The organism is Streptomyces sp. NPDC002785 (genome assembly GCF_040295565.1).
Classification (GTDB): Bacteria; Actinomycetota; Actinomycetes; order Streptomycetales; family Streptomycetaceae; genus Streptomyces.
Map to the genome: position 1 here is coordinate 15889 of NZ_JBEOVN010000083.1, position 13809 is coordinate 29697.

Below are 13809 nucleotides of genomic sequence, written 5' to 3' on the forward strand. Positions count from 1 at the left end.
ACATGTCCTTTCCCCTCCTGACAGCGACGGCGGCGCTCCCGGCGATCGGTGCGATCGCCACCGCCGCCGTCCCGGCCGCCCGGCGCACCGTCGCCAAATGGCTGGCGCTGCTCTTCTCGCTGGCCACGCTCGTACTGGCGGGCATCGCGCTCGCCCGCTTCGAGCCCGGCGGCGCCCGCTACCAGCTCACCGAATCACACGCTTGGATCGAGGACTTCGGCGTCCGGTACGAACTGGGCGTGGACGGCATCGGGCTGGCGCTCATGGCGCTCACCGCCCTGCTGATCCCCTTCGTCATGCTGGCCGGCTGGCACGACGCCGACCCCCTGGAAACCACGTCCTCGCGCTGGCGGCCCACGCAGGGCTTCTTCGCCCTGATTCTGATGGTCGAAGCGATGGTGATCCTCTCCTTCGAGGCCACCGACGTCTTCCTCTTCTACATCCTCTTCGAAGCCATGCTCATCCCGATGTACTTCCTCATCGGCGGCTTCGGGGACCGGGCACACACCGGCAGCGACGAGAACGCGGCGGCGCAACGCTCGTACGCCGCCGTCAAGTTCCTCCTCTACAACCTGGTCGGCGGCCTGATCATGCTGGCCGCCGTGATCGGCCTGTACGTGGTCGCGGGGACGTTCTCGCTGTCCGAGATCGCCGAGGCCCGGGCAAGCGGCTCGTTCTCCATGGCGACCAGCACGGAGCGCTGGCTGTTTCTCGGGTTCTTCTTCGCCTTCGCGGTGAAGGCTCCGCTGTGGCCGCTGCACACCTGGCTGCCCAACGCCATGGGCGAGGCGACCTCCCCGGTCGCCGTCCTGATCACCGCGGTCGTCGACAAGGTCGGCACTTTCGCGATGCTCCGCTTCTGCCTTCAGCTCTTCCCGGAGGCCAGCAAGTGGGCGACGCCGGTGATCGTCGTCCTGGCGCTGATCAGCATCGTGTACGGGGCGCTGCTCGCCGTCGGCCAGCGCGACATCAAGCGGCTGATCGCCTACGCGTCGATCTCGCACTTCGGCTTCATCATCCTGGGCATCTTCGCGATGACCAGCCAGGGCCAGTCGGGCGCCACGCTCTACATGGTCAACCACGGGATCTCCACCGCCGCGCTGATGCTGGTGGCGGGCTTCCTGATCACCCGGCGCGGTTCGCGGCTCATCGCCGACTACGGCGGGGTGCAGAAGGTGGCGCCCATCCTGGCAGGCACCTTCCTGATCGGCGGTCTGGCCACCCTGTCGCTGCCAGGGCTCGCTCCGTTCGTCAGTGAATTCCTGGTCCTGGTCGGCGCGTTCAGCGCGTATCCGGCGGCGGGCATCATCGCCACGACCGGCATCGTGCTCGCCGCGCTCTATGTCCTCGTCCTCTACCAGCGGACGATGACGGGTCCGGTGAAGGCCGAGGTCCAGGGCATGGCGGACCTCAAGGTCCGGGAGCTGGTGGTGGTGCTCCCGCTGATCGCGCTGCTGCTCTTCCTGGGGGTCTATCCGAAGCCGCTGACGGAGATCGTCAACCCGGCGGTGCAGCACACCATGTCGGACGTCCAGAAGAAGGACCCCCAGCCTGAGGTGGAGGCCGCCAAGTGAGCGCAACAGATGTCCACAGCCTGTGGACAATGGCGGGCGGAGTGACATCGGCCGTCCCGGCCGAGAAGTTCAAGGCACCGGTCATCGAGTATGCCCAGCTGACCCCGGTCCTCATTGTGATCGGTGTCGCCGTCGTGGGCGTACTCGTCGAGGCCTTCGTGCCGCGCCGGGCCCGGTACTACACGCAGGTCTTCCTGACGGTCGTCGCCCTTGCCGCCGCCTTCGCCGCGGTCATCGGCCTGGCGGCCGGGGGGTACGGCACGACGAAGGCGCACATCGCCGCGATGGGCGCCATCGCGATCGACGGGCCGACGCTCTTCCTGCAGGGCACCATCCTGCTGACCTCGCTGGTCGCCGTCTTCACCTTCGCCGAGCGGCGGCTCGACCCCGCCGCGCACGGCAACCACGTCGACTCGTTCGCCGCACAGGCCGCTTCGGTCCCCGGCAGCGACAGCGAGAAGGCCGCGGTCAGGGCCGGGTTCACCACCACCGAGGTCTTCCCGCTGGTCCTCTTCTCGGTGGCCGGCATGCTGGTCTTCCCGGCGGCCAACGATCTGCTGACACTCTTCGTGGCCCTGGAGGTCTTCTCCCTCCCGCTCTACCTCCTGTGCGCCGTCGCCCGCCGCAAGCGGCTGATGTCGCAGGAGGCCGCGGTGAAGTACTTCCTGCTCGGCGCCTTCTCGTCGGCGTTCCTGCTCTTCGGGATCGCCCTGCTGTACGGGTACGCGGGCTCCCTCTCGTACGCCACCGTCGCGAACGTGGTCGACGGCTCCGTCACCCGGATCGCCCCGGCGCTCGCCGACACCATGGGCAACGACGCGCTGCTCCTGATCGGCGGGGCGATGATCCTGACCGGTCTGCTCTTCAAGGTCGGCGCCGTCCCGTTCCACATGTGGACCCCGGACGTCTACCAGGGCGCCCCGACCCCGGTCACCGGTTTCATGGCCGCGGCCACCAAGGTCGCCGCGTTCGGTGCGCTGCTGCGTCTGCTGTACGTGGTGCTGCCGGGCCTCGCCTGGGACTGGCGGCCGGTCATGTGGGCCGTCGCGATCGTCACGATGCTGGGCGGTGCGATCGTCGCCATCACCCAGACCGACATCAAGCGGCTGCTCGCCTACTCCTCGATCGCACACGCCGGCTTCATCCTCGCCGGTGTCATCGCGACCACACCGGAAGGCATCTCGTCGGTCCTCTTCTACCTGGGCGCGTACTCCTTCGTGACGGTCGGCGCGTTCGCCGTCGTCACCCTGGTGCGCGACGCGGGCGGCGAGGCGACGCATCTGTCGAAGTGGGCCGGGCTGGGCCAGCGCTCGCCGCTGGTCGCCGCGGTCTTCGCGGTATTCCTGCTGGCATTCGCCGGTATCCCGCTCACCTCCGGGTTCTCCGGAAAGTTCGCCGTCTTCAAGGCTGCGGCGGACGGCGGTGCGGGCGGCCTGGTCGTCGTCGGTGTGATCTCGTCGGCGATCGCCGCGTTCTTCTACATCCGGGTCATCGTGCTGATGTTCTTCAGCGAGCCGAAGGCGGACGGCCCGACGGTCGCCGTGCCGTCCCCGCTCACGATGACGACGATCGCGGTCGGTGTCGCGGTCACGCTGGTGCTGGGCCTGGCCCCGCAGTACTTCCTGGACCTGGCGAGCCAGGCGGGAGTGTTCGTGAGGTAGCGCACACGCACACGATGGGGACCGCGCCGGACGGGCTTGAGAAGTCAAGCCCGTCCGGCGTTGTCGTAGGCGGCGCCTATCGTGGCAGGGGACGGCGGCAGGACAGAACGGCACGACTTCGGGGGACAAGAGCGATGGGCGCGACGGGCGGGACCATGAATGTGACCGAGAGCGACGCGCGGCAGACGCTGCACCGGGTGTTCGGGTACGAGGAATTCCGCGGCGAGCAGGAAGCGATCGTCGACCATGTGGTGGCGGGCGGGGACGCCGTCGTACTCATGCCGACCGGTGGCGGAAAGTCCCTCTGCTACCAGATCCCGGCCCTGGTCAGAGCCGGTACGGGCATCGTCATCTCGCCCCTGATCGCCCTGATGCAGGACCAGGTGGACGCGCTGCGGGCACTCGGGGTGCGGGCCGGCTTCATCAACTCCACGCAGGACTTCGACGAGCGCCGCTCGATGGAGGCCCAGTTCGTCGCCGGAGAGCTCGACGTGCTCTATCTGGCCCCGGAGCGGCTCCGCCTGGACACCACGCTCGGTCTGCTCTCGCGCGGCGAGATCTCCGTCTTCGCGATCGACGAGGCGCACTGCGTGGCCCAGTGGGGCCACGACTTCCGCCCGGACTATCTGGCCCTCTCCGTCCTCGGCGAGCGCTGGCCCGACGTACCGCGCATCGCCCTGACGGCGACCGCGACCGACGCCACGCACCAGGAGATCACCCAGCGCCTGGGCATGCCCGACGCGAAGCACTTCGTCGCCAGTTTCGACCGGCCCAACATTCAGTACCGGATCCTGCCGAAGGCCGACCCGAAGAAGCAGCTGCTCTCCTTCCTCAAGGAGGAGCACACCGGGGACGCGGGCATCGTCTACTGCCTCTCGCGCAACTCGACCGAGAAGACCGCCGAGTACCTCTGCCGCAACGGCATCGAGGCCGTGCCGTACCACGCCGGTCTGGACGCGGGCACGCGCGCCGTCCACCAGTCCCGCTTCCTGCGCGAGGAGGGCCTGGTCGTCGTCGCGACCATCGCCTTCGGCATGGGCATCGACAAGCCCGACGTCCGCTTCGTCGCCCACCTCGACCTGCCGAAATCCGTAGAGGGCTACTACCAGGAGACCGGCCGCGCCGGGCGTGACGGGCTGCCGTCCACGGCCTGGATGGCGTACGGACTCCAGGACGTCGTCCAGCAGCGCAAGCTCATCCAGGGCGGCGAGGGCGACGAGGCGTTCCGCCGCCGCGCGGCCTCCCACCTCGACTCGATGCTTGCCCTGTGCGAGACGGTCCAGTGCCGCCGCGTCCAGCTCCTGACGTACTTCGGCCAGGAGCCCACAGCGGCGGCCTGCGGCAACTGCGACACCTGCCTCACCCCGCCCGAGCGCTGGGACGGCACGGTGGTCGCGCAGAAGCTCCTGTCGACCGTGGTGCGGCTGAAGCGGGAGCGCGGGCAGAAGTTCGGCGCGGGCCAGATTATCGACATCCTGCTGGGCCGCAAGACGGCGAAGGTCATCCAGTTCGACCACGACCAGCTCTCGGTCTTCGGTATCGGCGAGGAGCTGGCCGAGGCCGAATGGCGCGGAGTCGTACGGCAGTTGCTCGCTCAGTCGCTGATCGCGGTCGAGGGCGAATACGGCACGCTGGTGCTGACCGAGGAGAGCGGCTCCGTGCTCGGCCGGCAGCGCGAGGTGCTGCTGCGCAAAGAGGCGCCGAAGCCCGCGTCGCGCTCCACGAAGGGCGAACGCAAGGCGAAGTCCCAGACGGCCGCCGCCGAGCTGGCGCCCGAGGCCGTTCCGGTCTTCGAAGCGCTACGGGCGTGGCGCGGCGCCCAGGCGAAGGAGCAGGGCGTCCCGGCGTACGTCATCTTCCACGATGCGACGCTGCGCGAGATCGCCACGGTGCGGCCGGACTCGATGTCCGCGCTGGGCGGTATCAGCGGCCTGGGCGAGAAGAAGCTGGCGACGTACGGGGAGGGGGTGCTGGAGGTGCTCGCCTCGTTCGGGGAGACGGAAGCGGCGGCGACCGCTCCGGAAGCTGGTGTCCCCGCGGCGGTGGCGTCGGCGGTCCCCGCAGCGAGTTCGGCCGCTGCCCACGCGTCGGCGGCCCCGGAAACCGGCCCCGCACCGGTCCCGTCCGCGTCGGCGGCCCACCACGACGACCCCGAGTTCGGCTGGGACGAGGAGCCGCCCGAGTACGAGTGAGCTCAGGCCCGAGCGGCGGGGCGGGCGGCGGGCCTACCGCGGGTCTGCCGCCCGGCGGCGTGCCGTGATCGCGGTGAGGTCGAGATCGACCGGGAAGGGGACGGAGACCTTCATCCGGTCGTGGAAGATCCCGGTGGAGGTGTACGCACCGGTGGCCGGCTCCAGCTCGAAGACGTAGACCACGGCCCTGCCGTCGTGGTTCTCGACCCGCCAGTAGTGAGGGATCCTCGCCCGTGCGTACTTCACGGGCTTGGTCTCCCGGTCCCGGGTCAGAGACTCGGGGGAGACGACCTCGATGGCCAGCTGTACGGACGCGGCGGGGAAACGAGTCTGGTTCGCGTCCTGGATGATCTCGCCGTCCACGACGATCACATCGGGTTCGGGCCGGTTGTAGCGGTCGATGTCGATGGTGAACTCGCGCACGACCTCCAGGTCATGCGGCACCAGCGACTGCAGCTGCCATTCGAAGAAACTGACCGCTCGTGAATGGAACAGGGTCTGCGGACTCACGAAAACAAGACTCCCGTCGATCAGCTCCGTGTGCGGAGGCAGATTCGGGAGTGTGTCCAGGTCATCGGCGGTCCAGCCGCCCACGGGCGGAACCGCCCACCTCGGCTCGGGGGCCTCGGGTTCGACGCTCATCAGTGCTCCCATGCACGGAGTCTCGCGGATCTGTCCAGCGTATCCGCCGGGAACCGGCTCGGAGCCGCGCGAACAGGTGAACCAGTTGCGTGCCATTGACGGCCGCGCTCCATCAGGGGCGCGGCCGCCGACCAGCAGGTGTCACGCCGACGGCACGATCCGCCCCGTCACCTCGCCGAGGCCGACGCGCGTGCCGTCCGGGCCCGGGGCCCAGGCCGTCATCGTCACCGTGTCGCCGTCCTCCAGGAAGGTGCGCTTGCCGTCCGGGAGGTCCAGCGGGTCGCGGCCGTTCCAGGTCAGTTCCAGGAGCGAGCCGCGCTGTCCGGGCTCGGCGCCGCTGACCGTGCCGGAGCCGTACAGATCGCCGGTGCGCAGCGACGCGCCGTTCACCGTCATCTGGGCCAGCATCTGGGCCGGTGTCCAGTACATGGTGGCGAACGGCGGCTCGGCGACCAGCTGTCCGTTGATCGCGACGGAGATCCGCAGGTCGAGGCCGCCGGCCTCTTCCTCGCCCGCGTCCTCCAGATAGGGCAGGAGCGGGAAGTCGCGGGCCGGGGGCGCGATCCGGGCCGTCTCCAGGGCCTCGAGCGGCGTCACCCACGCCGATACGGAGGTGGCGAAGGACTTGCCGAGGAACGGGCCGAGCGGGACGTACTCCCAGGCCTGGATGTCCCGCGCCGACCAGTCGTTGAGCAGGCAGAGCCCGAAGACATGGTCGCGGAAGTCGCCGAGCGGCACCGGACGGCCCTGCTCGGAGCCCACTCCGACGACGAAGCCGACCTCGGCCTCGATGTCGAGCTTGATGGAAGGGCCGAAGACGGGCGCCGCGTCGGCCGGCGTCTTGCGCTGGCCGGACGGGCGCACCACATCCGTGCCGGAGACGACGACGGTGCCGGACCTGCCGTGGTAGCCGATCGGGAGGTGTTTCCAGTTGGGCGTCAGTGCGTCACCGTTCGGCCGGAAGATCTTTCCGACGTTGGTGGCGTGGTGCTCGCTCGCGTAGAAGTCGACGTAGTCCGCCACCTGGTAAGGCAGATGGAGCGTCACGGACTCGATCGGACGCAGCAGCGGTTCGATGTCCGCACGGTGTGCCGGGACCGTCACCCATGCGGTCAGCGCCCGCCGGACGTCCCGCCAGGCGGTGCGGCCCGCGGCCAGCAGCGCGGTCAGGTCCGGCTGGGCGAGAAGCTGCGCGTAGGGCGAGCCGAGTGCGTGTGCCGCCGCTCCGGCGTCCAGTACGTGGTTGCCGATGCGGACGCCGACCCGGCGGTCCTCGGGGTGGCCGGGGGTGGAGAACACACCGTACGGAAGGTTGTGCGGACCGAAGGGGTCGCCCTCGGCCAGATCGAGCGGGCTGCTCTGCTCGGACATGTGTTGCTGCCTCGCTTTCCAGGTCGCTTGGGGGACACGTTACGTCGGTGCTGCTACCCCGCGGGAGTGTCCCAACTGCTCCTGATGCCCGGAAAGTTCCGCCGTGCCCCCTGGTGAGCGGGGCACGGCGGTGGATCATCCGGCCGTGCGCGGGATCCGCTTCTCCCAGGTCCGGTGGAAGACGACCTCGCCGCCGTCCTTGCACACCACCTCGTTGGACGTGATGAAGTCAGTGTCGTCCGCACTGATTTCGGACCGGGTCTCGATCCGTACGTCCCATGCCATCTCCGGCCGGTGCAGCCGGATCGCCCAGTCGGAGCGGGTGCGTGCGGAGAGCGGGTCGTTCCCCCGGATCGTGTACGTCTCCACGGCGTCCTCGGTGAATTCCAGGCCGTCCGGGTAGACGCGGGTGCCGCCGTAGCGCGGGTCGACCTCCAGCCGCCATTCGTCCTTGGCGACATCGCGGACCACCAGGCGCTCGGGGCGCTGATCGTCGAGCGTCACCGGGTGAACGACGCCGAGCGGCTCCGACTGCTCCGGCTCCTCGAACCGGATCGCGGGGTCCTCGGTGTGCCGGCGCACCGGCAGTTCGACGAAGCTGCCGTCGGCGTCCAGGGTGAAGCCGACCGACCCGGCCTGCGGCCAGATCCACGGCCAGTACGAGGAGGAGACTGCGAGCCTGATCCGGTGGCCGGGCGGGAAGGTGTGCCCGATGCCGTTCAGGTCGAAGGTCACGTCCTCGGTCCCGCCCACCGGCCAGTCGTCCGCGCGGTCGCGGCCGTGCCGGGCGGAGAGGTTGAGCACGCCGCGGGTCACCAGGGTGGAGGAGCCGTCCGGTGCGACGTCGCAGAGCCGGGCGATCGCCTGGCCGCGCGGCACGTCCATCCGGATGCGCAGCTTCACCTGCGGGCGGCCCAGGATCTCGATCGGGGCGTCCTCGACCGGGAACTCGAAGCAGACCGACCTGGCGTCCTCGTCGCGCTGGTCGGGCGGCAGGTCGGCGTCATTGCCGAACGGGAAGAAGCGCCCGGCGTCCAGACCGGTCTGCTGCGGCGAGTCGACGATCTGCGGTCCGCCCTGCAGGGCGTACGCGACAGGGGAGACGTTCTTTGAGGGCCAGCTGGTGTCCCCCACCCAGCGTCCGGGCAGTGTCTCGTAGATCGTGGCGGGGCGGTGCGACTCGCTGATCCAGGACCGCAGCAGCGGCTCCGCCATGATGCCGGTGTCCTTGTCCTTCAGGTGCTGGTCCCACCAGCGCAGCGTCTCCTGGAGGAAGCCGATCGCCGGACCGGGCGGCAGCCCCCGGTCGGGATACTGGTGCGACCAGGGCCCGATCAGCCCGCGGACCTTGTCCGGGGCGAGGTGTTCGACGAGCCGCAGGACGGTGTCGCGGTACGGGTCGTGCCAGCCGCCGACCGCGAGGACGTTCGCCGTGATCGCGGAGTAGTCCTCGCAGACGCTGCCGTGCTTCCAGTAGTCGTCGCGGGTCTGGTGCGCCAGCCAGGTGTGGATGAATGGTTCGACCGTTTCCAGCCGCTGCAGCCACATGTCCTTCCAGCCCTCGCCGACCTGCGCCGGGTCCGGCGGCCGGGAGACGAAGGCCAGCATGGTGGCCGCCCAGGCGTGCATGTCGACGGCGAGGACGGAGCCGCCCATGTAGTGGACGTCGTTGTCGTAGCGGTCGTCGGTCGAGCAGACGGTGACGACCGCCTTCAGCGGCTCGGGGGCCAGCGCCGCGATCTGGAGCGAGTTGAAGCCGCCCCAGGAGATGCCGAACATGCCGACGCGGCCGGAGCACCATTCCTGCTCGGCCAGCCAGTGGATGATGGCGACCCCATCGGCCAGCTCCGTCGCGTCGTACTCGTCGCCCGGCATTCCCTCGCTGTTGCCGTGTCCGCGTACGTCCACCCGGACGGAGGCGTAGCCGTGGCCCGCGTACCAGGGGTGGCGCTGCCAGTCGCGCGGCGCCGTCCAGTCGCTCAGCCGGTACGGCAGATATTCGAGGAGCGCGGGGACGGGTTCGTCGGTGACCGGCCGCCAGATCCGGGCGTAGAGCCGGGTGCCGTCCGGCAGCGGAATGTAGACGTCCTCACGGGTGGTGTCATACGGATACGTGGTGCGGATGTGCATGGCGGTACCTCAGTGGACGGGGTGCATGGTGCGCTTGAGCCAGGGTGCGGCGGCGATGACGGCCACACCGGCCACCACCGCGATCGCGCCATTGACACCGAAGTAGGCGGGGTTGGAGACCTCGCCGTACAGCTTCACGACTTGGGCCTGGATGCCGTTGGCGAGGGCCAGCGAGAGGAACCAGAGCGCCATTGTCTGGCTGACGAACGCCTTGGGTGCGAGCTTGGTGGTCGCGGACATGCCGGAGGTCTCCAGCAGGATGTCGCCGAGGCCGAGCAGCAGATACGAGCCGACGATCCACCAGGCGGCCATCTTGTAGGTGTCGCCGGAGTGCCCGGAGGTCGGCAGCACCATCAGCAGGAACGACAGTCCGCCGAGGATCACCCCGATGGCTATCTTCTTGGAGGCGTGCGGCTGACGGGGGCCCATCCGGGCCCAGACGGCGGCGACCACCGGAGCGAGCGCGACCTCGAAGGCGCCGAGCGCGGAGGCGTACCAGCCGGCCGGGAAGTGGAAGCCGAAGACCTCGGTACGGGCGTTGGTCGACGCGAGCAGCATCATCGTCGAGTACGCCTGGAAGAGGATGAAGTTGAAGACCACGGAGGCCAGGAACAGCACCACGTACGGGCGCAGCCTGCCACGTTCCTCGCTGGTGACGCGCGGGCTGCGGAACATCACCACGAAGTACACGACCGGGGCGATCACCGAGGCGAGGGTGAGCAGGTCGACGAAGCGGTCCATGGTCAGCCACCCCGCCAGTGCCAGCGCGGTGGCGACGGCGGCGACCACGACGGCGCCGGCCACCATCAGCCGAACGGCGCGGCGCATCGGCTGCGGCTCCAGCTTGAATTCGGCGCCGTGCTGTCGGCCGGTCAGGTGGCGCCGGCCCAGTACGTACTGGATCAGGCCGAGGGTCATACCGACGGCGGCGGCCGAGAAGCCCCAGTGCCAGCTCGCGTGGTCCCCGAGCCAGCCGGTGACCAGCGGGCCGAGGAACGCCCCGATGTTGATGCCCATGTAATAGAGCGCGAATCCGGCGTCGCGGCGCTCGTCGTCGGTTCGGTAGAGCTTGCCGACCATGGTCGCCACATTGGGCTTGAGCAGACCCGTTCCGGCGCTGATCAGACCGAGGCCGGTCCACGTCATGGCGTCCGTGGGCACCGCCATGGCGTAATGCCCGCACGCGATCAGAATTCCGCCGTACAGGACGGCGCGGTACGAGCCGAGGATCCGGTCGGCCAGCCAGCCGCCGGCCACGGAGACCAGGTAGACCAGGGTGCCGTAGGCGGCCGAGACGGACGCCGCGGTCCCCGCCTCCATGCCCATGCCGCCGCGGGCGACGGTGTCGGCGAAGTAGAGGACCAGGATCGCCTGCATGCCGAGGAACGAGAACCGTTCCCAGACCTCCAGGCCGGACAGGGTCATCAGGCCCCGTGGCTGGCCGGAAAAGGCATGGTCGTCGCGGGCCGGCACCTGGGTCGGTTCAGTGTTGGTGGCCGTGTGGGACAAAGGAAGTACTCCTGATCGTATGAGCTGATCTCGAACATACCGGCGGTGGCGGGAAGGCGCCCATGGTGATCCAAAGGGGACCGGATACGCTGAGTTGAGTGATGACAGCGACACATCGACATTCCGTGTGATCGTCAGCAGACAGGAGATCCCCTCGTGACCGTCGTCGGGCCGTTCGGACTGAGCGTGCGGGACCACGCTCTTGAGACCGATGTCCAGGCCGGTTTGGCTGCTGTCGAGTCGGGGCTGCTCGATGCCACCAAGAGCGGCGTGCCCTTCATCACAGAGGCCGCGCAGCATCTCGTGCGCGCCGGGGGCAAGCGGTTCCGGCCGCTGCTGGCCATGCTGGCCGCCCAGTTCGGCGACCCCGAGTCGCCGGGCGTCGTGCCCGCCGCCGTCGTCGTCGAGCTGACCCATCTCGCGACGCTCTACCACGACGACGTGATGGACGAGGCGGACGTACGCCGCGGCGTCGACAGTGCCAACACCCGCTGGGGCAACTCGGTGGCCGTCCTGACCGGCGACTTCCTCTTCGCCCGCGCCTCGCACATACTGGCCGACCTCGGTCCGGAGGCCGTACGCATCCAGGCGGAGGCGTTCGAGCGGCTGGTCACCGGCCAGATCCTGGAGACCGCGGGCCCGGGCGACGGGCGCGACCCGGTCGAGCACTACCTCGAAGTGATGCGCGGCAAGACCGGCTCTCTGATCGCCGTGGCCTGCCGGTTCGGCGCGATGATGGCCGGCGCGGACGAGTCGGCCATCGACATCCTCACCCAGTACGGGGAGCGGCTCGGCGTGGCCTTCCAGCTCGCTGACGACGTGCTCGACATCGCCTCCGACTCCCACGAGTCCGGCAAGACCCCGGGCACCGACCTGCGCGAAGGCATCCCGACGCTTCCCGTGCTCCATCTGCGGGCCCAGGCCGCGGCCGACGGAAAGCCGGACGACCTGGAGCTCGTCGAGCTGCTGGACGGCGACCTGAGCGACGACGCCCGGCACGCCGAGGCGCTGCGCAGACTGCGCGCCCACCCGGCGCTGAAGCAGGCCCGACGGGAGACCATCCGGTATGCGCAAGAGGCGCGCGCGACGCTGGCGCCGCTGCCCGAGGGCTACGCGAAGGCCGCGCTGGAGGAGCTGTGCGACGCGGTGGTGCACCGGGCGGGCTGAGCGCGTCCGTGCGGCACCCCCTACGGGACGACGGCCCCTCGACCCGGTGGCGTCATACCGGAGAGGTACGCGGAGTTGCTCCCCGGGACTGACGATTCCGCGCCGCCGTTTTGGTCAGATGGAGAACAACCACTCCTGAACAAAACGGTGAGAATGGCGGCACGGGGTGGACGAGTGCATTCGGACGGAAGCCGCCGACCACGGAGGTAGGGCACACATGGCACCGAACGACAGCGTAGAGACCAACGACGGCACCAGGGGCGCAGCCGTCGGCCGTCGAAAGGCGGCGCGCTACATCGTCCCGGTCGCGGTGGCCGGGGTGGCGGCCGCGACGATCGGGCTCGTCCCGGCGCTCGCGAGCACCGGCGACCCCGATCTGCCGAAGATCACCGCACAGCAGCTCATCGAGAAGATCGCCGCGTCGGACACCCAGCAGCTCTCCGGCACGGTGAAGATCAGCACGGACCTCGGCATCCCGTCGCTCGGCGGTCTGGCCGGCTCCTTCGCCCCGGGCGGCAGCGCCGGCGACACCGGCAGCGGCAAGGGCGGTTCGACCGCCGACCCGCAGTCGAAGATGACGGAGCTGGCGTCCGGCACGCACACCCTGCGGGTGGCCGCCGACGGCCCCGACAAGCAGCGGGTGTCGATCCTGGAAAACGCGGCAGAGTACAGCCTGATCCGAAACGGCGGTCAGGTCTGGGCCTACGACAGCAAGACCAACCAGGCCTATCACGCCACCGAGGACCGGAGCGAGAAGAAGTCCGGGCACTCGACCCCGGCCCCCGAGGGCGTGCCGACCACGCCGAAGGCGCTCGCCGAACAGGTCCTGAAGGCCGCGGGCCCCACCACATCGGTGACGGTCGACGGCACGGCGCAGGTCGCCGGACGTGACGCGTACAGGCTGCTCATCAAGCCCAAGCAGAGCGGCTCCACGATCGACTCGGTCACGGTCGCGGTCGACGCGAAGACCGGTGTGCCGCTGAAGTTCACGCTGCTTGCGAGCAGCGGTGGCAAGGCCGTCGTCGACGCCGGATTCACCAAGGTCGACTTCGCGAAGCCGGCCGCCTCCTCGTTCACGTTCACCCCGCCCAAGGGCGCCGAGGTGACCGAGGCCGACGACGCGAAGGCACAGCAGAAGGCCGATGGCGCAGAGGGCCTGGGCATGTTCCCGGGCGCCGAGGGACTGGGCGCCGGGGGCCAGGGCTCCAAGGACACGAAGGTCATCGGCGAGGGCTGGAACGCGATCGCCGAGATCAGCACCCCGGGCGGCACCGGACTCCCCACGAAGACGTCGGGTGACGTACCGGCCGAGGCGCAGCAGTTCCTGGACTCGCTGGGCGACAAGGTCTCCGGCAAGTTCGGCTCGGGCACGGTCTTCAAGACCCGCCTGGTCAACGCGCTGATGACGGACGACGGCAAGGTGTACGTCGGCGCGGTCACACCGGACGCGCTGGTCAAGGCGGCCGACAACGCCGCCTGACGCCGAGGCGCGTCGAGCTTCCTGCCAGCGGCCGGCCGCCCCGCCGTACGGAGAGTACGGCGGGTAGATCGGAAGAGCGTCGG

Annotated in this window: 9 protein-coding genes; 5 read left to right on the top strand and 4 right to left on the bottom strand. The window is 69.6% G+C overall.

Translation table 11 applies throughout. The annotated features are described in order from the left end of the window. Nucleotides 1-2: 2 nt before the first annotated feature. The 3 genes from ABTZ94_RS20285 (at nt 3) to recQ (ending at nt 5427) form a co-directional block, all read left to right on the top strand. The gene (locus tag ABTZ94_RS20285) at nt 3-1574 is read left to right on the top strand and encodes an NADH-quinone oxidoreductase subunit M (protein ID WP_351202440.1); all 1572 of its coding nucleotides are present in this window, start codon (nt 3-5) and stop codon (nt 1572-1574) included. Then, entirely contained in the window at nt 1571-3235 is a 1665-nt protein-coding gene (gene nuoN / locus ABTZ94_RS20290; RefSeq protein ID WP_351202441.1) for an NADH-quinone oxidoreductase subunit NuoN, read from the top strand. Before ABTZ94_RS20285 ends, nuoN begins: the two co-directional genes overlap by 4 nt. 155 nt (nt 3236-3390) lie before the next feature. Further along, entirely contained in the window at nt 3391-5427 is a 2037-nt protein-coding gene (gene recQ / locus ABTZ94_RS20295) for a DNA helicase RecQ (protein ID WP_351202442.1), read from the top strand. Between the two features lie 33 nt (nt 5428-5460). Here the strand turns inward: recQ and ABTZ94_RS20300 are convergent, their stop codons facing one another. From ABTZ94_RS20300 to ABTZ94_RS20315, 4 genes are all read right to left on the bottom strand, one after another. Next, on the bottom strand, nt 5461-6069 hold the full coding sequence (locus ABTZ94_RS20300; RefSeq protein WP_351202443.1) for a Uma2 family endonuclease: 609 nt from the start codon (nt 6067-6069) through the stop codon (nt 5461-5463). A 141-nt stretch (nt 6070-6210) separates the two neighbouring features. Continuing rightward, nucleotides 6211-7440 carry a fumarylacetoacetase gene (fahA, locus tag ABTZ94_RS20305; RefSeq protein WP_351202444.1) on the bottom strand — a complete coding sequence of 410 codons (1230 nt, stop codon included), beginning with the start codon at nt 7438-7440 and terminating at the stop codon, nt 6211-6213. 135 nt (nt 7441-7575) lie between these two features. Further along, nucleotides 7576-9570: a CocE/NonD family hydrolase gene (locus ABTZ94_RS20310; protein WP_351202445.1), complete on the bottom strand. Its 1995-nt coding sequence runs from the start codon at nt 9568-9570 to the stop codon at nt 7576-7578. A gap of 9 nt (nt 9571-9579) precedes the next feature. Then, a complete protein-coding gene (locus tag ABTZ94_RS20315) occupies nt 9580-11079 on the bottom strand; it encodes a peptide MFS transporter (RefSeq protein ID WP_351202446.1) in 1500 nt (499 codons plus the stop codon). A gap of 156 nt (nt 11080-11235) precedes the next feature. Between ABTZ94_RS20315 and ABTZ94_RS20320 the strand changes: the two genes are divergently transcribed. After that, nucleotides 11236-12246, top strand: a complete 1011-nt coding sequence (locus tag ABTZ94_RS20320) for a polyprenyl synthetase family protein (protein ID WP_351202447.1) — start codon at nt 11236-11238, stop codon at nt 12244-12246. Nucleotides 12247-12463: 217 nt separating this feature from the next. Continuing rightward, nucleotides 12464-13726, top strand: coding sequence for a LolA family protein (locus tag ABTZ94_RS20325; protein ID WP_351202448.1), 1263 nt, complete (start codon nt 12464-12466; stop codon nt 13724-13726). Nucleotides 13727-13809: the final 83 nt, after the last annotated feature.

Coding starts and splice junctions, on each gene's coding strand:
- ABTZ94_RS20285 (WP_351202440.1), top strand. CDS start 3: ATGTCCTTTCCCCTCCTGACAGCGACGGCGGCGCTCCCGGCGATCGGT.
- recQ (WP_351202442.1), top strand. CDS start 3,391: ATGAATGTGACCGAGAGCGACGCGCGGCAGACGCTGCACCGGGTGTTC.
- ABTZ94_RS20300 (WP_351202443.1), bottom strand. CDS start 6,069: ATGAGCGTCGAACCCGAGGCCCCCGAGCCGAGGTGGGCGGTTCCGCCC.
- fahA (WP_351202444.1), bottom strand. CDS start 7,440: ATGTCCGAGCAGAGCAGCCCGCTCGATCTGGCCGAGGGCGACCCCTTC.
- ABTZ94_RS20310 (WP_351202445.1), bottom strand. CDS start 9,570: ATGCACATCCGCACCACGTATCCGTATGACACCACCCGTGAGGACGTC.
- ABTZ94_RS20325 (WP_351202448.1), top strand. CDS start 12,464: ATGGCACCGAACGACAGCGTAGAGACCAACGACGGCACCAGGGGCGCA.